Annotated in this window: 19 protein-coding genes and 1 pseudogene; 6 read left to right on the top strand and 14 right to left on the bottom strand. The window is 60.1% G+C overall.

The features are described from left to right. A pseudogene (locus tag KGA83_RS24850) lies at window positions 1-202 on the top strand (Bcr/CflA family drug resistance efflux transporter); the annotation flags it as partial. Window positions 203-210: 8 nt separating this feature from the next. On the opposite strand, the gene KGA83_RS24845 reads toward KGA83_RS24850, so the two are convergent. Next, a complete protein-coding gene (locus KGA83_RS24845) occupies window positions 211-384 on the bottom strand; it encodes a hypothetical protein (protein ID WP_177413263.1) in 174 nt (57 codons plus the stop codon). 252 nt (window positions 385-636) lie between these two features. Then, window positions 637-1,650, bottom strand: coding sequence for a zinc-binding alcohol dehydrogenase family protein (locus KGA83_RS24840; protein ID WP_108219861.1), 1,014 nt, complete (start codon window positions 1,648-1,650; stop codon window positions 637-639). A gap of 124 nt (window positions 1,651-1,774) precedes the next feature. Here KGA83_RS24840 and KGA83_RS24835 point away from each other — a divergent pair, with 124 nt between their 5' ends. Both KGA83_RS24835 and KGA83_RS24830 read left to right on the top strand, forming a co-directional pair. Then, the gene (locus KGA83_RS24835) at window positions 1,775-2,704 is read left to right on the top strand and encodes a LysR family transcriptional regulator (RefSeq protein WP_108219862.1); all 930 of its coding nucleotides are present in this window, start codon (window positions 1,775-1,777) and stop codon (window positions 2,702-2,704) included. A gap of 315 nt (window positions 2,705-3,019) precedes the next feature. Further along, complete coding sequence (locus KGA83_RS24830) at window positions 3,020-3,754, top strand: ArsR/SmtB family transcription factor (RefSeq protein WP_108219863.1); 735 nt, start codon at window positions 3,020-3,022, stop codon at window positions 3,752-3,754. A 123-nt stretch (window positions 3,755-3,877) separates the two neighbouring features. Here KGA83_RS24830 and KGA83_RS24825 read toward each other — a convergent pair whose 3' ends face one another. From KGA83_RS24825 to KGA83_RS24800, 6 genes are all read right to left on the bottom strand, one after another. Further along, complete coding sequence (locus KGA83_RS24825; RefSeq protein ID WP_108219864.1) at window positions 3,878-4,831, bottom strand: adenosine deaminase; 954 nt, start codon at window positions 4,829-4,831, stop codon at window positions 3,878-3,880. An 82-nt stretch (window positions 4,832-4,913) separates the two neighbouring features. After that, window positions 4,914-5,879: an isopenicillin N synthase family dioxygenase gene (locus KGA83_RS24820; RefSeq protein WP_108219865.1), complete on the bottom strand. Its 966-nt coding sequence runs from the start codon at window positions 5,877-5,879 to the stop codon at window positions 4,914-4,916. A 144-nt stretch (window positions 5,880-6,023) separates the two neighbouring features. Further along, on the bottom strand, window positions 6,024-7,106 hold the full coding sequence (locus KGA83_RS24815; RefSeq protein ID WP_108219866.1) for a BMP family ABC transporter substrate-binding protein: 1,083 nt from the start codon (window positions 7,104-7,106) through the stop codon (window positions 6,024-6,026). 263 nt (window positions 7,107-7,369) lie between these two features. After that, window positions 7,370-8,728, bottom strand: coding sequence for an 8-oxoguanine deaminase (locus tag KGA83_RS24810; protein WP_115947755.1), 1,359 nt, complete (start codon window positions 8,726-8,728; stop codon window positions 7,370-7,372). Window positions 8,729-8,977: 249 nt separating this feature from the next. Further along, a complete protein-coding gene (locus KGA83_RS24805; protein ID WP_108219868.1) occupies window positions 8,978-9,667 on the bottom strand; it encodes an SDR family oxidoreductase in 690 nt (229 codons plus the stop codon). Window positions 9,668-9,686: 19 nt separating this feature from the next. Then, window positions 9,687-9,845 (bottom strand): hypothetical protein, encoded by a 159-nt coding sequence (locus KGA83_RS24800; RefSeq protein ID WP_177413264.1) that lies wholly within the window; start codon window positions 9,843-9,845, stop codon window positions 9,687-9,689. A 79-nt stretch (window positions 9,846-9,924) separates the two neighbouring features. On the opposite strand from KGA83_RS24800, the gene KGA83_RS24795 reads away from it, so the two are divergent. Beyond that, window positions 9,925-10,374, top strand: a complete 450-nt coding sequence (locus KGA83_RS24795; RefSeq protein WP_115947757.1) for a hypothetical protein — start codon at window positions 9,925-9,927, stop codon at window positions 10,372-10,374. Between the two features lie 39 nt (window positions 10,375-10,413). Here the strand turns inward: KGA83_RS24795 and KGA83_RS24790 are convergent, their stop codons facing one another. The 6 genes from KGA83_RS24790 to KGA83_RS24765 all read right to left on the bottom strand — a co-directional run bounded on the left by KGA83_RS24790 (window position 10,414) and on the right by KGA83_RS24765 (window position 16,874). Beyond that, window positions 10,414-11,340 carry an ABC transporter permease gene (locus tag KGA83_RS24790; protein ID WP_108219870.1) on the bottom strand — a complete coding sequence of 309 codons (927 nt, stop codon included), beginning with the start codon at window positions 11,338-11,340 and terminating at the stop codon, window positions 10,414-10,416. Further along, window positions 11,340-12,446 carry an ABC transporter permease gene (locus KGA83_RS24785; protein WP_108219871.1) on the bottom strand — a complete coding sequence of 369 codons (1,107 nt, stop codon included), beginning with the start codon at window positions 12,444-12,446 and terminating at the stop codon, window positions 11,340-11,342. Before KGA83_RS24785 ends, KGA83_RS24790 begins: the two co-directional genes overlap by 1 nt. 11 nt (window positions 12,447-12,457) lie before the next feature. Continuing rightward, window positions 12,458-14,023, bottom strand: coding sequence for an ABC transporter ATP-binding protein (locus KGA83_RS24780; protein WP_223531114.1), 1,566 nt, complete (start codon window positions 14,021-14,023; stop codon window positions 12,458-12,460). Window positions 14,024-14,570: 547 nt separating this feature from the next. Continuing rightward, window positions 14,571-15,155 carry an IMPACT family protein gene (locus KGA83_RS24775; RefSeq protein ID WP_108219873.1) on the bottom strand — a complete coding sequence of 195 codons (585 nt, stop codon included), beginning with the start codon at window positions 15,153-15,155 and terminating at the stop codon, window positions 14,571-14,573. Window positions 15,156-15,173: 18 nt separating this feature from the next. Then, on the bottom strand, window positions 15,174-15,824 hold the full coding sequence (locus tag KGA83_RS24770; RefSeq protein WP_008050321.1) for a TetR/AcrR family transcriptional regulator: 651 nt from the start codon (window positions 15,822-15,824) through the stop codon (window positions 15,174-15,176). Window positions 15,825-15,953: 129 nt separating this feature from the next. Then, on the bottom strand, window positions 15,954-16,874 hold the full coding sequence (locus tag KGA83_RS24765; protein ID WP_223531113.1) for a LysR family transcriptional regulator: 921 nt from the start codon (window positions 16,872-16,874) through the stop codon (window positions 15,954-15,956). A gap of 153 nt (window positions 16,875-17,027) precedes the next feature. Between KGA83_RS24765 and KGA83_RS24760 the strand changes: the two genes are divergently transcribed. Next, window positions 17,028-18,377, top strand: coding sequence for an aspartate aminotransferase family protein (locus tag KGA83_RS24760; RefSeq protein WP_223531112.1), 1,350 nt, complete (start codon window positions 17,028-17,030; stop codon window positions 18,375-18,377). Window positions 18,378-18,554: 177 nt separating this feature from the next. Then, window positions 18,555-20,048 (top strand): CoA-acylating methylmalonate-semialdehyde dehydrogenase, encoded by a 1,494-nt coding sequence (locus KGA83_RS24755; protein WP_095946036.1) that lies wholly within the window; start codon window positions 18,555-18,557, stop codon window positions 20,046-20,048. Window positions 20,049-20,408: the final 360 nt, after the last annotated feature.

Here is a 20,408-nt window from a genome sequence, read left to right as displayed (position 1 = left end):
GGCCGGCAGTGCATCGGCGCTGCTCGGTTGCCTGCAATTCAGCGTGGCTGCCGGTGCCTCTGCGCTGGTGGGCGTGCTGCACGACGGCAGCGCCGTGCCGATGGCCATGGTCATCAGCCTGTGTGGAATTCTGGTGGTGAGTGCGGCGTTGCTCACCCGGCGTTTGCAAAATGCCCGGGCGCTGGCGCAAGCCCAGGTTTGAGGCCGGAATCAGCCGGCTGCGCGCTGCGGGTGGAAGACGGGAATGGGGTGAGGGGCCTGGATGCGGGCTTCAAGGGTTCGCGTGAAAGCGCGAGCTTCTGCTTCGCTGCGGAACGTCACAGCATGTTGGTCCAAGCGAACTTGCCACTGGGACTTTGCCAGTTCTTTTATCAGGATCTTCATAGCCGAACTCCTCTTGTAAAAGATGTCTCGTAAAGATGTCTCGTAAAAGACGTTACGCAAAAGACTGCCTCGCAGGAGTTTCGATTGTAGTCCCGAATTCGAGCACCATTGTGACAAGGATCAACTGTCGGACTGACGGTTTGTAACTAAAAAAACATGACTTTGCGAGGGCGCCCGCAGGGATTGTCGGCGGCCGGAACTACCCGGTCGCCGAAGGTAAACACGAAATCAGCGATGGTTCTTTTCAGCGCCTCAGAACCCTTCCAGCACGATCTTGCCCTTGGCCTTGCCGCTCTCCAGCAGGGCATGGGCACGGCGCAAATTGGCCGCATTGATCGTGCCGAAGTGTTCGCCCACCGTGGTTTTCAGGGTCCCGGCATCGATCAGCCAAGCGACGCGATTGAGCAGGTTGTGCTGCTCGATCATGTCCGGGGTTTCAAACAGCGAACGGGTGTACATGAACTCCCAGTGAAGAGACAGGCTCTTGCGCTTGAGCTTGGTCACGTCCAGCACCTTGGGGTCATCGATCAGCGCCAGCTTGCCCTGGGGCGCCAATGCCTCGACCAGTTGGTCCAGGTGCTGGTCGGTCTGGGTCAGGCTGGCGACGTGGGTGACCTGATCCACGCCGGCACGCTTGAGTGCTTCGCAGAGTGGCTGGCTGTGGTCGATCACCAGATCGGCACCCAGTTCCTTCACCCAGCTTTGGGTCTGCGCACGCGAAGCGCTGCCGATGACTTTCAGGGCCGTCAGTTGGTGAGCGAGCTGCGTAAGCATCGAGCCCACGCCACCCGCCGCGCCGACGATCAACAGGCTCTGGCCTTCATCGGTTTTGCCTTCGCGTATTTGCAGGCGTTCGAACAGCAGTTCCCACGCCGTGATCGCGGTGAGCGGCAGGGCAGCGGCTTCGGCGAATCCCAGGGTCTTTGGCATGTGGCCGACGATGCGCTCGTCCACCACATGCAACTCGCTGTTGCCGCCCGCACGCGCGATGGAGCCGGCGTAAAACACCTTGTCGCCGGCCTGGAACAGCGTCACCTCACTGCCCACCGCCTTGACCACACCGGCCACATCCCAACCCAGCACCTTGGCCGCGCCACCTTCGGGCTGGACGTTCTGGCGCACCTTGGTGTCCACCGGGTTGACCGAGATGGCTTTGACTTCCACCAGCAAATCGCGGGGGCCGGCGACCGGTTCCGGTAGTTCGATGTCTTGCAGAGCCTTGTCGTCACTGATCGGCAACGAGGCGTAGTAGGCAATGGCTTTCATGAGCGGCTCCGGAACACTGATAAAGAAGAGATTCGATGGGGGAAATGATTGGCTATTTCTCCTGAAGATAAAACCGGCTAAAAGAGCAGTCTCTTTCAATATTTTTTTGATAATCGGTGCTCTGATGCTGCGTTTCGATGACTTGCAGTTGTTTGTCCGGGCGGCGGACCTGGGCAGTCTGTCCGCCGCCGCGCGAGGCATGGACATGTCGGCGGCGGTGGCCAGTGCGGCGCTCAAACGCATCGAACAACAGCTCGGCGCCCGCTTGTTGGCCCGTTCGACCCGCAGCCTGCGCCTGACCGTCGAAGGCGAGGGCTTTCTCGAATACGCCCGCGCGGCCCTGAGCAATCTCGACGAGGGCCGGCGATTGCTGGCCAGTGGTCAAGACCAGGTCAGCGGAGTTCTGCAACTGTCGGCACCATCGGACTTTGGCCGCCATCTGCTGCTGCCCTGGCTCGATGAGTTTCAACGCGAACATCCGAAACTGACCGTGCGCCTGCTGCTGGGGGATCGCATCGCCGACCTGTTTCGCCAACCGGTAGACATTGCCCTGCGCTACGGTGAACCGGAGGACTCCAGCCTGGTGGCGCTGCCCATCGCCCCGCAGAACCGCCGGGTGTTGTGCGCCGCTCCCGGCTATCTGGCCCGTCATGGCGAGCCGCGGCATCTTGAGCAACTGGCACAGCACAATTGCCTGTTGTACATGCTCGGCAGCCGGGTCCACGACCACTGGAGTTTTCACGACGGCAAACGCGAAGTCAGCCTGACCGTCAGCGGCGATCGTTTCAGTGACGATGCCGATGTCGTGCGCCTTTGGGCCGTGGCGGGCGCCGGGATCGCGTACAAGTCCTGGCTGGATGTCGCCGCCGATGTACTGGCCGGTCGCTTGAAGGTGCTGATGCCGGAGCTGCTCTGTGAACGCGCACCGCTGAATCTGTTGTGCGCCCATCGCGCGCAATTGAGTAAGCCGGTGAATCTCTTGCGTGAAATGCTTGTCAGCCGATGTGAACTTTTGAGCAGTCAATTTCCGGGTTTTTCGGATATCGATCATTAGTCGCACGAAAAAAGAGAAATTTCTCTCAGGAACGATCACCACCTATGCCGGGCGGAGGACAGGATCCCGCGACCAACCCGCATATACTAGCGCCCTCATCATGTAGGTAGCGTCGATCCCCCAATGGCGGACCAACGTTCGAGTCGGTCCGGCTGACGGTCATCCTTCTGGCCTTCGCAGCGTCGGCCAGGCAGCGCAAATGGGTGAGCAAGGCGTCGCCGGGTTTATGACAGTCTCCACGGATTGGCCGACGACACATTACTGCTCAAGATGTTTCCGGGCAGTAAACGAAACGATTCAACAGGGAGTGAATACATGGAACATGCACCTTGCATCAGCCAGATCGCCACATTGCTGGCTGACCCAAAGCGCAGCGCAATGATGTGGGCCTTGATGGACGGTTCGGCGCGAACAACCGAAGAGTTGGCATTGCTGGCCGGCCTGTCACCGTCTTCGGCCAGCGCACACCTGGGACGTTTGTCCGCTGGAGGTCTGTTGAGGGTTGAAAGCCGCGGCCGCAAACGCTTCTTCCGCCTGGCCGCGCCCGAGGTCGGGGCGGCAATCGAGGCACTGGCCAGCGCGACCTTCGCCAGCGCACCCCAGGATATTGCGCAGGTATTCAAACGCAATGCGCCTCTCGTCAAACCCCAGGCGGTGCGTTCGTCATTGCTGAGTGCCCGACTGTGCGACGATCACTTGGGGGGCACCCTGTCGGCCGATCTGTATCAGCGACTGCTGGAGGCAGGCTGGATCGAACAGTTTGATCAGCGGGTCACGGTCACGCTCAAGGGCGCGACGGGGTTGGCGGCACGGGGAGTGTTCATCCAGGCGCTGGCCCATCACCATGGCAGGGTTGCCTGCGCATGCCCTGACTGGAGCGAAAGACGCCCGCACATGGGCGGCTCGCTGGGCGCGGCATTGTTGCAGCTGTTCATGCAGTCGGGGTGGCTGAGCCTGCCCAACGATTCCCGAGCCTTGCAGGTGACGGCTTCCGGGCAACGCGAAATTCATCGCTTCGCCCAGGAAGCCGAACTGGAAATGGCGCTTTAAACCTTACCCCAATCTGTAGGAGCTGGCTTGCCAGCGAAGCCGTTGCCACATTCAACATTTTTGGTGAATGGGAGGGCGCTTTCGCTGGCAAGCCAGCTCCTACAGTTGGATTTGCGGTGCTGCCTAGGGTTTCACCAATCGCGCATCGAGGCTGTTCTGCGCCAGGCGTTTGGCCTGATCCTGAGTCATGCCCAGGTGGGTGTGCAGCGCATGGAAGTTCTCGGTGACATAACCACCGAAGTACGCCGGGTCATCGGAGTTCACGGTCACTTTCACGCCGCGCTCCAGCATGTCGAGAATGTTGTGCTGTGACATGTGATCGAACACGCAAAGCTTGGTGTTCGACAACGGGCATACGGTCAGCGGGATCTGCTCGTCGATGATTCGCTGCATCAGGCGCTCGTCTTCGATGGCGCGCACGCCATGGTCGATGCGCTGGATTTTCAGCAGGTCGATGGCTTCCCAGATGTACTCGGGCGGGCCTTCTTCACCGGCGTGGGCGACGGTCAGGAAGCCTTCGTGACGGGCGCGGTCGAACACGCGCTGGAACTTGCTCGGCGGGTGGCCCATCTCGGAGCTGTCCAGGCCCACGGCGACGAACGCTTCGCGGAACGGCAGCGCCTGGTCGAGGGTTTTCTGCGCTTGGTCTTCGCTCAGGTGGCGCAGGAAACTCAGGATCAAACCACTGGTGATACCCAGTTGCTGCTCGCCATCCTTCAGCGCGGCGGCGATGCCGTTGAGTACCACTTCGAAAGGGATGCCACGGTCGGTGTGGGTCTGCGGATCGAAGAACGGTTCAGTGTGAATCACGTTCTGTTCTTTGCAGCGCAGCAGGTATGCCCAGGTCAGGTCATAGAAGTCCTGGGACGTGCGCAGCACATCGGCACCCCGGTAATACAGGTCAAGGAACTCCTGCAGGTTGTTGAAGGCATACGCCTTGCGCAAGGTTTCGACGTCGTTCCATGGCAGGGCAATCTTGTTGCGCTCGGCCAGGGCGAACAACAGTTCGGGTTCCAGCGAGCCTTCCAGGTGCAGGTGCAATTCTGCCTTGGGCAGGGCGTTCAGCCAGTCATACATGATTCTTTTCTCATCAGGTGCAATGGTCGCCATTCTACAGAGGGTTGCCGCAACAATTGGTAAAACCTGACCAGGCGGTTCATCACACCGCTTCCGGTTCCCGTCGATAAGCGTAGGTATCGGCGAAGCGCGAGAGCAGGAACTCGGCACAGGTGGTGGCCGGGTATTTCGCCGGGTGCTGTTCATCCCGACAACCGGGCAGGCATTCGATGCGGGTATCCGGGTGCGGCTCGGCGAAGAACGGCATCGAATAACGATCCACGCCGAGCGGGCTGATCACCCGGTGCGGCGTCGACAGATAGCGGTCGTTGCTCCAGCGCGCCATCATGTCTCCGAGGTTGACCACGAACGTACCTTCGATGGGCGGTGCGTCGATCCACTCACCCTTGACGCTGCGTACCTGCAAGCCTGCGGCGGCATCCTGATAAAGCAGGGTGATGCAACCGTAGTCGGTGTGGGTGCCGGCTCCTTGCTGCTCGGCGGAGCTGGCAGTGTGGCGCGGCGGGTAATGAATCATCCGCAGCACGCTGACCGGATCATTGAAGCGTGTGTCGAAGAAATCGCGCTCAATCCCCAGCGCCAGGGTCATCGCCCGCAACAGCGTTTGTGCGAGGGCTTGCATGTCGACGTAGTGTCGCTCCATCAGCGCTTCCCAGCCGGGCATGGACGGATGGCGATTGGGACCGCGCAAGGGTTTTTCCGCCAGTACGTCAGGGTGCTCGGCCGGCAGGTGCAGGCCCATGTCGAAGGTTTCCTTGAGGTCGCCGGGTTTACTCGGGTCGAGCTGCTCAGTGGCGATGGCGCCGTAGCCGCGATGGTGACGGGTCTGGGTGATGTCGATCTTGAGTTTTTCGGCGGTGGGTTGGGCGAAGAAGCGTTTGGCACTGTCGAGCAGTTGATCGATTCGCGCAGCGCTGATCGGGTGGCCCTTGATGTAGAAGAAACCCCATTCGCGGCAGGCGAGGTCGATTTGTCCGGCCACGGCTGACCAGGCGGATGGGTCGTCGCTGTAGAGCGGGGTGATGTCGATGATCGGAAGGCTGGTCATACGCAATCCTTGAACGCGATGAAGATCACATGTGGGAGCGAGCCTGCTCGCGAATGCGGTGGGTCAGCCAGCATCAATGTTGAGTGTACAGACGCCTTCGCGAGCAGGCTCGCTCCCACAGGGTTTTGTGTTCTGGCTGAAGAATTACTTCGGCATCTCGGCCTTCATGCCTTCCACGTAGTAATTCATCGAAGCCAGTTGCGCCGTGGTCGCGCTCGCGCCCGCGGGGATTTTCTCGACCCCGGCCTGATCCTTGATCGGCCCGGTGAACAGTTGCAACGCACCGCTCTTGATATCGGCGATGAGCTGCTCGGCTTCGCTCTTCACCGTCGCCGGCACCAGGTCGCTGATCGGCAGCTCAACGGTGCCTTCTTTCAAACCGCCCCAGTAGTCCCGGGATTTCCAGTCATGGTCGATCACGCTTTGGGTTGCCTGAATGTAGTGCGGGCCCCAGTCGTTGACGATGGAGGTCAGCACCGCTTTCGGTCCGAAGTGCGCCATGTCCGAAGCGTAGCCCACGGCATACACGCCGCGACGTTCGGCGGCCTGGATCGGCGCGGGGCTGTCGGTGTGCTGGAACACCACGTCCACGCCCTGGTCGATCAGCGCGTTGGCGGCATCCGCTTCCTTGCCCGGATCGAACCATGAGTTGACCCACACCACCTTGATCTCGGTGCCGGGGTTGTACTTGTTCAATGCCAGCTGGATGGCGTTGATGTCGCGGATCACTTCCGGGATCGGGAACGAGGCGACGTAGCCGACTTTTTTGGTCTTGGTCATCTTCGCCGCGAGGAAGCCGCCGACGTAGCGGCCCTCGTAAGTGCGCGCCAGGTAAGTGCCGAGGTTGTTGCCCTGCTTGTAGCCGGTGGCGTGTTCGAAGGTCACCATGGGAAACTGTTTGGCGACTTTCACGGTCGGGTTCATGTAGCCGAAAGAGGTGGTGAAGATCAGGTCGTATTTGTCCTTGGCCATGTTGCGGATCACTCGCTCGGCGTCGGCGCCTTCGGCGACGTTTTCCACGTAGTTGGTGGTGATCTGCGCACCGAATTTTTCTGCGAGTTCCTTGCGCCCCTGTTCATGCTGATACGTCCAGCCGTGGTCACCGATCGGACCTATATAGACGAAGCCGACTTTCAGCGGTTCGTTGGCACTGACGGTCAGACCGGCGCTCAGACCGATGGCCGCCGCAACGGCGCAAAGCAGCTTCTTCAACGGACGGTTATGCATGAATTGGAACTCCATTTTGTTGTGAGGTTGGCTGGGCTCTCGGGCTTGCACAGGGCAATGCAAATTGCTGACCAACAAGACAACAAAACGTGAATCCGCGGTGATGCCATCGCGAGCTGGCTCGCGATGGGTCTTTGAAGTCCGATAAAAGTGCATGTCCTTGCACGGCTGCCATCCACTGGTGCGCAAATCCAGATGGCCATGACCCTCCACAAAACCAATGTGGGAGCTAGCAGGCTCCCACAGTTTTTATCGGTGTTGTATCAGGTCCCGGCGATCAACTGCCGCGCCGCCTGGCTGTGTTCAGCAATCAACCCCTTCAGATCCAGCCCCTCGACCTGCCCATCGATCACCCGCCACTTGCCGCCGACCATCACTCGATCCGCGCGATCGGCACCACACAGCAGCAACGCCGAGACCGGATCATGGCTGCCGGAGAAGCGCAGCTCATCGAGCTTGAACATCGCCAAGTCCGCCTGCTTGCCCACCGCCAATTCGCCGATATCGGTACGGCCCAGCAAGCTCGCCGAACCCTTGGTCGCCCAACCCAATACGCGCTCCGGGGTGATTTTCTCGGCGCCGTAGCGCAAGCGTTGGATGTACAGGGCCTGACGCGCTTCGAGCATCATGTTCGAGGCATCGTTGGACGCCGAACCGTCCACGCCCAAACCAAGCAAGGCACCAGCATCGGTCAGATCGATGCTCGGGCAAATGCCCGAGGCCAGGCGCATGTTTGAGCTTGGGCAATGGCAGATGCCTGTCCCGGCAGCGCCGAGACGGGCGATTTCATCCGGGTTGAAATGGATGCCATGGGCCAGCCAGGTACGCGGGCCGAGCCAGCCTACGCTGTCCAGATAATCCACGGTGCGCAGGCCGAAGCGTTGCAGGCAGAAATCTTCTTCGTCGAGGGTTTCTGCCAGGTGGGTGTGCAGGCGCACGTCGAGTTTGTTCGCCAGTTCGGCACTGGCCGACATGATTTCCGGTGTCACCGAAAACGGCGAGCACGGTGCCAGGGCGATCTGGATTTGCGCGCCGTCACCACGTTCGTGGTACTCGGCGATCAGCCGCTGGCTATCGGCGAGGATCACTTCGCCTTCCTGCACGGTTTGTTGCGGCGGCAGGCCACCATCCTTTTCACCGAGGCTCATGGAACCGCGGGTCAGCATGGCACGCATGCCCAGCTCGCGAACGCTTTCGACTTGTACGTCGATCGCGTTTTCCAGACCTTCCGGGAACAGGTAGTGATGGTCGGCGGCAGTGGTGCAACCGGACAGCAGCAATTCAGCCAACGCGACCTTGGTGGCGAGGGCGAGTTTTTCCGGCGTCAGGCGTGCCCATACCGGGTACAGGGTTTTCAGCCAGGGGAACAGCGGCTGATTGACCACCGGCGCCCAGGCGCGGGTCAGGGTTTGATAGAAGTGGTGATGGGTGTTGATCAGGCCCGGCAGGATCACATGCTCGCGGGCATCGAACACTTCGTTGCACGGTGCGGACGGTTGTTGACCGGCGCCGAGCACTTCGACGATCAAACCGTCTTGCAGCACCAGACCGCCACGGGCATCGAGACCGTTGGCCGTGAAAATGGCAAGGGGATTTTTTAACCAGGTACGGATCGCAGCCATGTTGGCCGGCTCCTCTGAAAGTTGGGTTCAGGGTTGCCAGCTCAGTGTTGCCCTGTCTGCTGATCCAGGGTCGCCGGGGAGGCGAGGTGCGAAGTGTCGATCAAAACGCCGTTATGGGCAAGCCCGGCCCGACAGGCAGGTGCAAAACCCTCTGTAGGAGCGAGCTTGCTCGCGATGGTGTGTCAGTCGACGTTGATATAGCTGATACACCATCGCTGGCAAGCCAGCTCCTACAGTGGGCGGCGGTGATTACCAGGGAATGGTTTCACCCCGGTAGTTGATGAAATGATGCCCGCCCTTGCCGACATACGCATTCACCTGATCGACCAGACCACGGGTGCTGGTTTCCACGTCGATGTCCGCGTCTTCACCGCCCATATCGGTTTTCACCCAGCCCGGGTGCAGCGACAGCACGGTGAGCCCTGTTTCACCCAATTGAGTGACGAAGCTGTTGGTCATGGAATTCAGTGCCGCCTTACTGGCCTTGTACAGTGCCAGTTCCGGCGCATCGGGCATGGTCACGCTGCCCAGCACTGAGCTCATGAATGCCAGCACGCCGGTGTCCGGGCGGATCTGGTCGACAAAGCGCTGGGCCAGGTTGATCGGCGCCACGGCGTTGGTGAAGAACAGTTGACCGACTTCGGCCATTGTCGCACCACCGTTCGGTGTCTGGACTTCCGGCCCCTTGACCCCGGCATTGACGAACAACAGGTCAAACACATCCCCCTTGAGTTGTTGGCTCAGGGCGGACACCGCCTGTTGATCGTCCATGTCGAGCTTTTCGATCCGCACATTGCCCAGGGCCTGCAAGGCTTCGGCTTTTTGCGGATCGCGCACGGTGGCGGTGACTTGCCAGCCGTCGGCCAGCAGGGTTTTCGCCAGCCCGAGGCCAAGCCCCCGGGAGGCGCCGATGATGAGTGCGGTTTTTGCCTTGGACATGATTGGCTTCCTTGAAAATTCAGGATCGTGGATTCAATGGACACTGTTGCCCGAGCCGTTGTTGCAACTCGTCGCGCAGCGCGCCGAGTTCGGCCATGCGGGCTTCGATCAGTTTGAGTTTGTCTTGCAGCAGTTGCGTGACGGCGCTGGCCTGGGCTGATTCACCGATGCGCATCATGACGTCTCGAGGGGGCTTGACCCTGGAGCATACTCCAGGCTTTAGCCTTGTTGCTCCCTGAATTGATGGAGCAATGTCGATGTGGACTACAACGCAATATCGCCGGTTGGTGCAAGGCAGTGCCTGGTATGACTTGATCGTGATGCTCGCGTTTGTCACGCCGTGGAGTTTTGCAGCGTTGCATGGGTTTTTGATGGGCGTGAGTCAGGCGTTGAGTTTGCCCGGTGAGCTGCCACCGTTCGAACCGGCGCACATGTTGATGGCGAATCTGCTGGGGTCGATTGTCTGCGTATGGTCGGTGCTGCGGATTCGTGATCCGCAGCAGGTTTATGGGCGGTATGACGCCGTGGGCAGATTCCTGTTCTCGGCCTGGCAGGCCTATGCCCTGATCCATGGCGCGAGTTCGCTGCTGGTGGTTTTTCTGGTGTTTGAATTGGCGTGGGGCGTGGCTCAGGTGTTGCCTGTGCGGACGCCATCGCGAGCAGGGTTTGCGTCAGACACAATAATTGCTCAAGACGCGAATATGTAGGAGCGAGCCTGCTCGCGATGGCGTCCGCCCAAACAACCATTAATGCCCAGCCCGCCACGGCTGCCCCAACGACACCGGCGCATACAAACGTGTGCGCACTGCATCCCGGGACAGCAGTACCAACACCACAATGGTCGCGACATACGGCAGCATCGCCAGCAGGCTGGACGCAATTGCCAGCCCCAACCCCTGCGCCACCAGGTGCAGGATGCTGGCGAGCCCGAACAGGTACGCGCCGAGCAGCAGGCGCCACACCCGCCAACTGGCGAACACCACCAGCGCCAGGGCAATCCAGCCGCGCCCGGCGCTCATGTTCTCCGCCCACATCGGCGTGTACGCCAGGGACAGATAAGCCCCGGCCAACCCTGCCATTGCGCCGCCGAACAACACCGCCAACGTGCGTACAACCAAAACCGGCAAGCCCATGGCGCTGGCGGCGTCGGGATTTTCGCCGACCGCTTGAATGATCAACCCGATGCGGCTTTTCAGAATCACCCAGGCCACCAGTGCGAACAACGCGAACGACAGATACACCAACAGGTCCTGGGCAAACAGCATCCGCCCGATCAGCGGGATCTCGCTCAAATATGGAATCGCCACCGGCTCGAACCCCGCCAGCGGCTTGCCAACCCACGCCGCACCGACGAAGGTCGACAGGCCCACGCCGAAAATCGTCAGGGCCAGCCCGGTGGCCACCTGATTGGCATTGAACACCAGCGCCACGAGGGCAAACAGCGACGACAGCAACATCCCGGCGAGCATCGCCAGCAACACGCCGAGCCACAGATTGCCGGTGCTGAACGCGACGATGAAACCGATCACCGCGCCAAACAGCATCAAGCCTTCCTGGCCGAGGTTGAGGACGCCGCTTTTCTCGCAGATCAGTTCCCCCAGCGCCACCAGCAGCAACGGCGTACCGCAGCGGACCATGGCGTAGAAAATATTGCTCAGCAGATCGATATCCATCACAGCGCTCCTGCTTGTACGGCGGTGGCTTGGGTGCGACGGGTCCGGCGCAGGTTCAAGCGCGGTCGGTAGAGAATCAGCACATCACTGGCCAGCAGGAAAAACAGCATCATGCCCTGGAACAATTGGGTGATCGCTTGCGGCAGGTTCAGGCTCATTTGTGCACTTTCGCCGCCGATGTACAGCAGCGCCATCAACAGGCTGGAAAACAGGATGCCGACAGGATTCAGGCGGCCGAGAAACGCCACGGTGATCGCCGCATAGCCGTAGCCCGGCGAGACCTGCGGCACCAGCTGGCCAATGGGGCCGGTGACTTCGCACACCCCGGCCAGCCCCGCCAGGCTACCGCTGATCAACAGCGCGAGCCAGATCAGGCGCTTCTCGCGAAAGCCGACAAAACCGGCGGCACGCTTGTCCAGCCCGAGCACCTTGATCTGGAAACCGACAAAGCTTTTCTGCAACAACACCCAGACCACCACCAATGCGAGCAGGGCGAAATACACCCCGGCATGAACCCGGCCATCCGCCATCAACAGCGGCATGCGGCTGGCGTCACCGAACATCGCTGACTCAGGGAAGTTGAACCCGGCGGGATCCTTCAAAGGGCCGTGAACGCAGAACAGCAGCAGGTTCAGTGCGATGTAGTTGAGCATGATGCTGGTCAGGATCTCATTGGCGTTGAAGCGCGTGCGCAACCACGCCGTAAGGCCGGCCCACGCGGCCCCCGCCAGGGTGCCTGTGAGCAGGATCAGCACCAGTGCCCAGCGGCTTTGCAGATCGATGATGTTCACCGCCAGCGCACTGCCGGCCAACGCGCCGAGCAGCAGTTGACCTTCGGCACCGATGTTCCAGATACGTGCCTGATACGCGACGGCCAGGCCCAGGGCGCAGAGCAGAATCGGCAGGGCTTTGACCAACAGTTCAGAGACGCCGTACAGGTCGCTGACCGGTGCGATAAGCAGCGTGTGCAAGGTCAGCAACGGATCGTGCCCGAGCGCGATAAACAACAAGGATCCACAGCCTAGGGTCAGGACCGCCGCCAGCAACGGCGAGCACCACAGCATCAGGCGCGATTGCTGGCCACGGGGTTCAAGGGAAAGCAGCATGTGACGCTCCGTTAGCGCGTGGCGGATGCGAGTGATTGAGGGGCACCGAACTGGCCGGCCATCCAGCCGCCGACATCGCTCAGGCGGGTGTCGACGGTGGCGTGGAGCGCCGACAGTCGACCGCCGCACAAGGCGCCGAGGCGGTCGCTGATCTGGAACAGTTCGTCAAGGTCTTCGGAGATCACCAGGATTGCCGCGCCAGCATCGCGCAAAGCAATCAAGGCGCGATGAATGGTGGCGGCGGCACCGACATCCACACCCCAGGTTGGATGCGCGGCCACCAGCAGTTTCGGTTGTTGGAGGATTTCCCGGCCGAGGATGAATTTCTGCAAGTTACCGCCGGACAGGCTGCGGGCCGGTGTCTGGCTATCGGGTGTCTTGACGCCGAAACGGTGGATGATTTCCTCGGCCAGTGCTTCGACTTTGCCGCGCTGAATCAGACCGTGACTCACCAATCCTTGCTGAAAAGCGCTCAGCAGCGCGTTATCCGCCAGGCTCAACTCTGGCACCGCACCATGTCCCAGGCGTTCGGCAGGGACAAATGCCAGGCCAAGTTGGCGGCGTATATCGGGGCGCAAATGGGCGACGGGCTCCTTGCCAAAACGGATCGTCGCGCTGACGTTGCGAGGCAGCAGCTCTTCGCCGCTGAGCAAGGCCAGCAACTCATCCTGGCCATTGCCGGCGACACCGGCGATGCCGACAATTTCACCGCCGCGCACTTCAAGGTCGATGTCCTTGAGCGAGCAGCCGAACGGGTCCGGGTTGTGCCAGGACAAGCCACGGACATCAAGGAACGCATCACCACCAGTAACCTTCGGATAGTCTGCGATCAACTCCGCCGCTTCACCGACCATCAACCGCGCCAACTGCTGATCCGTACACTCCGCCGGCAGACAGTGCCCGGCCACCCGTCCGCCGCGCAATACCGTCGCGCTATGGCACAACGCACGCACTTCCCCAAGCTTGTGGCTGATGAACAAAATGCTGCAGCCTTCGGCGGCGAGCCGGCGCAGGGTGACGAACAAGTCGTCGGCCTCTTGCGGTGTCAGCACCGAAGTCGGTTCATCGAGAATCAACAGGCGGATGTCCTGCATCAGGCAGCGAATGATTTCCACCCGTTGCCGTTCACCGATCGACAGGCTGTGGACAAGTCGCTCAGGTTCCAGCGCCATGCCGTAGCGCCGGGACACTTCGCGAATCTTCAGCTCAAGCTGTTTGGGTGTGCCTGCCGCCGCACCCATGGCCAGGGCGATGTTCTGCGCCACGCTCAGGGTTTCGAACAGTGAGAAATGCTGGAACACCATGCCGATTCCCAAATCCCGGGCCTGCGCCGGGTTGCGCAGGCTCACCCGCTGACCTTGCCAGATCACTTCGCCGGAATCGGCGTGGGTGACGCCGTAGATGATCTTCATCAAGGTGCTTTTGCCCGCACCGTTTTCGCCGAGCAGGGCATGGATCTCGCCAGGGGCAATGGTCAGGTCGATGGCGTCGTTGGCCAGGCAACCGGGGTAGCGTTTTGTGATTCTGCGCAGTTGCAGGCGCGGAATCGGATCAGGGGTTGGAGAACGATTGGGCATGACAGGCTCGGTGCTGTTGGGCTTGAGCCTGTGGATAAAGCAATTTTCTGGCCATATGGTCAGGAAAACGTCGAAGTCCTGCGAGCAGAGGCGTTGAGTACGCGGCTTTCAAATGTGCCACGCAGAGTCCGGCACCACATGGGGGCAATGGTGCAAATCAAGCCCCGATTTTGCTCGTGCGGTTTTGCTCAAAAAATGAGCAACCGACTACAAGCCATACCGTGCAGGGTGCCGAGACGGCCATGAACGGGTTATCCACAGATTGCTCCACAGTATTTGTGCGCAAGCTCAAAGCACGGGCATAAGCACTGAGTGGCTTTCTTCTAATGGCGATAAACCGTTGTAACTGGTTGTTTTTATTTGAATTTGATGGGCTTGATGGCAAATAGGACGAAAATTGAGCAAAGTCCGCAAAGCCGTATGACACAAGGGTTACAGCCGTATGTGCTCAGGTTATCCACAGCCGGGTGCACAGCAGATGTGGGCAAATATGGAATAAGTGAAAAAGCGGCGTGCCCCAAAAGATTGCAGCTTGTGCTGAAGCTTTTTAGCGCTGCTGCAACAAAATACGTCCGCGACTCAAATCGGCCAGTTGTGACTGCAAGGTGTCGATCTGCGCATCACCTACGGCCAACTGCAACTCGACACCATTGGCGGTGAAGCTTTCATCCACAACCAATCCACCTGCCTCAGCCACTCGTAGCTTGACCAGGGTCAACTCGGCAAATCCGCAAGCGCAACGCAGCGGCACCCGGCTGATCAGCTCAATCTTTGGCGCCGCTTGCAGGCACTTGTTTGCACCACCGCCATAGGCCCGGGCGAGCCCACCGGTGCCCAGTTGGATGCCGCCATACCAGCGAATCACCAGCACCGCGACCTGATCGCAATCCTGCGCTTCGATCGCCGCCAGAATCGGCCGGCCGGCTGTACCGCCGGGCTCGCCATCATCACTGCTGCGATACTGATCGCCGAGCTTCCACGCCCAGCAGTTGTGCGATGCATTCAAGTCACTGTGCTGTTCAATGAACGCTTGGGCCTCGGCCGGGGTGGAGACTGGCGCGGCGAAGGTAATGAAGCGGCTCTTGCGAATCTCTTCGCGGTATTCGCAAAAACCGCTGAGGGTAAAAGGCATACGTACCTGAATGGCTACTTAAATGGCAGGTTTCAGGCCGCAGCCCTTGAGAATGATGCGGATCAGGTTGTCCCCGGCGTCTTCCATGTCCTGTTTAGTCAACCGGGTGCGCCCGGTGACGCGGCAGATCTGCGTGGCGAAATCGGCGTAATGCTGGGTGCTGCCCCACAACAGGAAGATCAGGTGCACCGGATCGACCGGGTCCATTTTACCGGCGTCGATCCAGGCCTGGAACACGCCCGCACGGCCCTGAAACCAGGCGCGATAATCCTGGTTGAAGTACTCGGTCAGGCATTCACCGCCGCTGATGACTTCCATGGCGAAAATCCGCGAGGCTTGTGGCTGGCGTCGGGAGAACTCCATTTTCGCGCGGATGTAGCGGGTCAATGCTTCGCTCGGATCGTCTTCGGCGGTGAGGGTGTTGAAGGTGCTGTCCCACAACTCGATGATGTTGCTCAGCACCGCCACGTACAAACCGAGCTTGTTGGTGAAGTAGTAATGCAGGTTTGCCTTGGGCAGCCCGGCATTCTGGGCGATGGTGTTCATGCTCGTGCCTTTATACCCGTGACGGGCGAACTCGTCTTCGGCGGCTTTGATGATGGTCTCTTCGTTTTTCTGACGAATGCGGCTGACGGGTTTTGCGCCGTGGGCTGGGACTTCAAAGGTCATAGGCATTTCCGAACTGATGGGGGGGACGGCCAGTGCGTTGATAACGTACCCACCGGATTCAGACAAGTCCTCACACAATAAAACACTGCACCGCAATCTACTGTCGGAGCAAGCCCGCTCCCACAATTTTCAACGCGTCGCGGCCAGGCTCTCGAGAAAACTCTCCAGCACCAGATGCGGGCGACGCCCTTTGCGTGTGACCGACGCGAGGCTGAGGTCATAGAAGCGCGTTTTCGCTTTCAATGCGCGCAATCGGCCCTGCTGCACCCAAAGGCTCGCGTAGTGATCCGGCAGGTAACCGATATAGCGCCCGGTCAGGATCAGGAACGCCATGCCTTCGCGGTCCGAGGCACTGGCGGTGCAATTGAGCGCTTGATAATGGGCCTGGATCTCCGCGGGCAATCGGAAGGTGGGCGCGATGGCGTCCTGACTGTTCAGGCGTTCGTCGTCCAGTTGCTTGTCGTCGACATAAAACAATGGATGGCCGACCGCGCAGTACAACAGCGAGCGCTCGCTATACAGCGGTTGATATTCCAGCCCGGAAAGAGCGCTGGCCTGCGGCACTACGCCGACGTGCAGACGGCCGTCGAGCACACCTTGTTCGACTTCATTGGGCGCGATCATGCGGATCTGGATCTGCACGTCCGGACCGCGCTCTTTCAATTGTGCGAGGGCATGGGTGATACGCATGTGGGGCAGGGTGACCAGGTTGTCCGTCAAACCGATGGTCAATTCGCCGCGCAAGTGCTGGTGCAGGCCATTGACCTCGGTACGGAAGCTTTCCAGCGCACTTAACAGCTGCAACGCCGATTGATAGACCTCGCGGCCTTCTTCTGTCAGGGAAAACCCGGCACGTCCCCGTTGGCACAGGCGCAGGCCGAGACGTTGCTCCAGATCGCTCATCTGCTGGCTGATCGCCGAGCGCCCGATGCCCAGCACGGTTTCCGCCGCGGAGAAGCCGCCACATTCGACCACGCTGCGAAAGATCCTGAGCAGGCGAATATCAAAGTCGCTGACCTGGGCCAGCGGATCGGGACGGCGAGTGCTCATGCTGGTTACTCAAAAGTTTAGTAATTGGCTGACTGAACATTAGAAAAGTTGCATTTCACCGACTTTATCCTCGTGGCAATTTAGCTGCAACAACGGTTTTCAATCGCCGGTTTTACATTCCTATGCCGCTTATCGCCTTGCGAGGTTACGCTCATGAACTTGTCTGAAAACGCCCCGACTTCTCTGGCCAGCCAGCTCAAGCTCGATGCCCACTGGATGCCGTACACCGCCAACCGCAACTTCCAGCGCGACCCTCGGCTGATCGTTGGCGCCGAAGGCAGCTGGCTGATCGACGACAAGGGTCGCAAGGTGTATGACTCGTTGTCCGGTCTGTGGACCTGTGGCGCCGGGCACACCCGCAAGGAAATCCAGGAAGCGGTTGCCAGGCAACTGGGTACTCTCGATTATTCGCCAGGCTTCCAGTACGGCCATCCGCTTTCCTTCCAGCTGGCTGAAAAAATCACCGACCTGACCCCGGGCAACCTGAACCACGTGTTCTTCACCGACTCGGGCTCCGAGTGCGCTGACACTGCCGTGAAGATGGTGCGCGCTTACTGGCGCCTGAAAGGTCAGTCGACCAAGACCAAAATGATCGGCCGTGCCCGTGGCTACCACGGCGTGAACATCGCCGGCACCAGCCTCGGTGGCGTGAACGGCAACCGCAAGCTGTTCGGTCAGGCGATGATGGACGTCGATCACCTGCCGCACACATTGCTGGCCAGCAATGCTTACTCCCGTGGCATGCCGGAGCAGGGTGGTATCGCCCTGGCTGATGAACTGTTGAAACTGATCGAACTGCACGATGCGTCGAACATCGCGGCGGTCTTCGTCGAGCCATTGGCCGGTTCCGCTGGCGTGCTGGTTCCACCACAGGGCTACCTCAAGCGTCTGCGTGAAATCTGCGACCAGCACAATATCCTGCTGGTGTTCGACGAAGTGATCACCGGTTTCGGCCGTACCGGCACCATGTTCGGCGCCACCACCTTCGGCGTGACCCCGGACCTGATGTGCATCGCCAAGCAAGTCACCAACGGTGCGATCCCGATGGGCGCGGTGATTGCCAGCTCCGAGATCTACCAGACCTTCATGAATCAGCCGACGCCTGAATACGCGGTTGAATTCCCCCATGGCTACACCTATTCCGCGCACCCGGTGGCTTGCGCCGCGGGCCTGGCAGCACTCGACCTGCTGCAAAAGGAAAACCTGGTGCAGAGCGTGGCTGAAGTCGCACCGCATTTCGAAAATGCGCTGCACGGCCTCAAAGGCACCAAGAACATCATCGACATCCGCAACTTCGGCCTGGCCGGCGCGATCCAGATCGCCCCACGTGACGGCGACGCGATCGTGCGTCCGTTCGAAGCCGGCATGGCGCTGTGGAAAGCCGGGTTCTACGTGCGCTTCGGCGGCGACACCCTGCAGTTCGGCCCAACCTTCAACAGCAAGCCGCAGGACCTGGATCGTCTGTTCGACGCGGTCGGCGAAGTGCTGAGCAAGATCGACTGATTTGACAAAACACCTGTAGGAGCGAGCTTGCTTGCGATGGACGTTAACGATGATGCGGGCTGCCTGGATGAACGCGGCGCCCTCACTATCTTCGCGAGCAAGCTCGCTCCTACAAAAGCTATCTATGTAGCAGGCACCCGTTGAAGGGCGCCTGTGGACAATTTTTCAGGAGCTTCCATGAGCGTTATTCCGCATTTGATCAATGGCGAACTGGTGACCGAGAACGGTCGCGCGGTTGATGTGTTCAACCCGTCTACCGGTCAGGCTATCCACAAGCTGCCACTGGCGACCCGCGAAACCATCCAGAGCGCCATCGACGCGGCCAAGGCTGCATTCCCGGCCTGGCGCAACACGCCACCGGCCAAGCGTGCCCAAGTGATGTTCCGCTTCAAGCAACTGCTGGAGCAGAACGAAGCTCGCATTTCGCAATTGATCAGCGAAGAGCACGGCAAGACCCTGGAAGATGCGGCCGGTGAACTGAAGCGCGGCATCGAGAACGTAGAGTTCGCTTGCGCGGCTCCGGAAATCCTCAAGGGCGAGTACAGCCGTAACGTCGGCCCGAACATCGATGCCTGGTCTGACTTCCAGCCGCTGGGCGTGGTTGCCGGTATCACACCGTTCAACTTCCCGGCCATGGTGCCATTGTGGATGTACCCGCTGGCGATCGTCTGCGGCAACTGCTTCATCCTCAAGCCATCCGAGCGTGACCCGAGTTCGACGCTGCTGATCGCCCAGTTGCTGCTGGAGGCTGGTCTGCCTAAAGGCGTGCTGAGCGTGGTGCACGGTGACAAGACTGCGGTGGACGCATTGATCGAAGCGCCGGAAGTCAAAGCGCTGAGCTTCGTTGGTTCGACGCCGATTGCCGAATACATCTATTCCGAAGGCACCAAGCGCGGCAAACGCGTTCAGGCCCTGGGCGGTGCGAAGAACCACGCCGTGCTGATGCCGGATGCAGACCTGGACAACGCCGTCAGCGCACTGATGGGCGCGGCCTACGGTTCTTGCGGCGAGCGTTGCATGGCGATCTCGGTAGCGGTGTGCGTGGGTGACCAGGTGGCCGATGCACTGGTGGCCAAACTGGTTCCGCAAATCAAGGCACTGAAAATCGGTGCCGGCACTTCTTGCGGTCTGGACATGGGGCCTCTGGTCACTGGCCAGGCCCGCGACAAAGTCAGCGGTTATGTAGAAGACGGCGTAGCCGCCGGTGCGACGCTGGTAGTGGATGGCCGTGGCCTGACCGTGGCTGGCCACGAGGAAGGCTTCTTCCTGGGTGGCTGCCTGTTCGACAACGTCACGCCAGAGATGCGTATCTATAAAGAAGAGATCTTCGGGCCGGTACTTTGCGTTGTTCGGGTCAACAGCCTGGAAGAAGCCATGCAACTGATCAACGATCACGAATATGGCAACGGGACCTGCATCTTCACCCGTGACGGCGAAGCAGCTCGGTTGTTCTGCGACGAGATCGAAGTCGGCATGGTCGGTGTCAACGTACCGCTGCCGGTGCCGGTGGCTTATCACAGCTTTGGCGGCTGGAAGCGTTCGCTGTTCGGCGACCTGCACGCCTACGGCCCGGATGGCGTGCGTTTCTATACCCGCCGCAAAGCCATCACCCAGCGCTGGCCGCAGCGTGCGAGCCATGAAGCTTCGCAGTTCGCCTTCCCTAGCTTGTAAGTAGAAGGGGATGGAAGGCCGGCGCCCTCTATTGTTGGGGGGAGCCGGCCTTCGCGTTTCTGGGGCTTTTTGAACCTATATGACAGAATTGTGAAAATAGCTGTTGACGGCAGATTCCAGGTGTCTATAATTCGCCCCACTTCCGGCGCAGTCGAAACGGAAAACTCCTTGGTAAACAATGAGTTACGCAGTTTTCGGCAGCAGGTTGCTTCAGTTCATCGAAGCCAAAAGGAAGTTGAAAAAGAGGTGTTGACAGCAGCGTGTAACGCTGTAGAATTCGCCTCCCGCTGACGAGAGATCTGAAGCGCAAGTGGTTGAAGTTGAAAAGGAAACTTGGAAAACTTCAGAAAATAATCACTT

Source organism: Pseudomonas sp. GL-R-19, from assembly GCF_019956375.1.
GTDB lineage: Bacteria > Pseudomonadota > Gammaproteobacteria > Pseudomonadales > Pseudomonadaceae > Aquipseudomonas.
Note: the sequence above shows the minus strand (reverse complement) of the source record. Positions and strands in the feature narration are given on the sequence as shown.

Coding starts and splice junctions, on each gene's coding strand:
- KGA83_RS24775 (WP_108219873.1), bottom strand. CDS start 15,155: ATGCCTTTTACCCTCAGCGGTTTTTGCGAATACCGCGAAGAGATTCGC.
- KGA83_RS24820 (WP_108219865.1), bottom strand. CDS start 5,879: ATGACCAGCCTTCCGATCATCGACATCACCCCGCTCTACAGCGACGAC.
- KGA83_RS24770 (WP_008050321.1), bottom strand. CDS start 15,824: ATGACCTTTGAAGTCCCAGCCCACGGCGCAAAACCCGTCAGCCGCATT.
- KGA83_RS24805 (WP_108219868.1), bottom strand. CDS start 9,667: ATGTCCAAGGCAAAAACCGCACTCATCATCGGCGCCTCCCGGGGGCTT.
- KGA83_RS24760 (WP_223531112.1), top strand. CDS start 17,028: ATGAACTTGTCTGAAAACGCCCCGACTTCTCTGGCCAGCCAGCTCAAG.
- KGA83_RS24755 (WP_095946036.1), top strand. CDS start 18,555: ATGAGCGTTATTCCGCATTTGATCAATGGCGAACTGGTGACCGAGAAC.
- KGA83_RS24810 (WP_115947755.1), bottom strand. CDS start 8,728: ATGGCTGCGATCCGTACCTGGTTAAAAAATCCCCTTGCCATTTTCACG.
- KGA83_RS24830 (WP_108219863.1), top strand. CDS start 3,020: ATGGAACATGCACCTTGCATCAGCCAGATCGCCACATTGCTGGCTGAC.
- KGA83_RS24800 (WP_177413264.1), bottom strand. CDS start 9,845: ATGATGCGCATCGGTGAATCAGCCCAGGCCAGCGCCGTCACGCAACTG.
- KGA83_RS24815 (WP_108219866.1), bottom strand. CDS start 7,106: ATGCATAACCGTCCGTTGAAGAAGCTGCTTTGCGCCGTTGCGGCGGCC.
- KGA83_RS24780 (WP_223531114.1), bottom strand. CDS start 14,023: ATGCCCAATCGTTCTCCAACCCCTGATCCGATTCCGCGCCTGCAACTG.
- KGA83_RS24825 (WP_108219864.1), bottom strand. CDS start 4,831: ATGTATGACTGGCTGAACGCCCTGCCCAAGGCAGAATTGCACCTGCAC.
- KGA83_RS24795 (WP_115947757.1), top strand. CDS start 9,925: ATGTGGACTACAACGCAATATCGCCGGTTGGTGCAAGGCAGTGCCTGG.
- KGA83_RS24845 (WP_177413263.1), bottom strand. CDS start 384: ATGAAGATCCTGATAAAAGAACTGGCAAAGTCCCAGTGGCAAGTTCGC.
- KGA83_RS24785 (WP_108219871.1), bottom strand. CDS start 12,446: ATGCTGCTTTCCCTTGAACCCCGTGGCCAGCAATCGCGCCTGATGCTG.
- KGA83_RS24765 (WP_223531113.1), bottom strand. CDS start 16,874: ATGAGCACTCGCCGTCCCGATCCGCTGGCCCAGGTCAGCGACTTTGAT.
- KGA83_RS24835 (WP_108219862.1), top strand. CDS start 1,775: ATGCTGCGTTTCGATGACTTGCAGTTGTTTGTCCGGGCGGCGGACCTG.
- KGA83_RS24840 (WP_108219861.1), bottom strand. CDS start 1,650: ATGAAAGCCATTGCCTACTACGCCTCGTTGCCGATCAGTGACGACAAG.
- KGA83_RS24790 (WP_108219870.1), bottom strand. CDS start 11,340: ATGGATATCGATCTGCTGAGCAATATTTTCTACGCCATGGTCCGCTGC.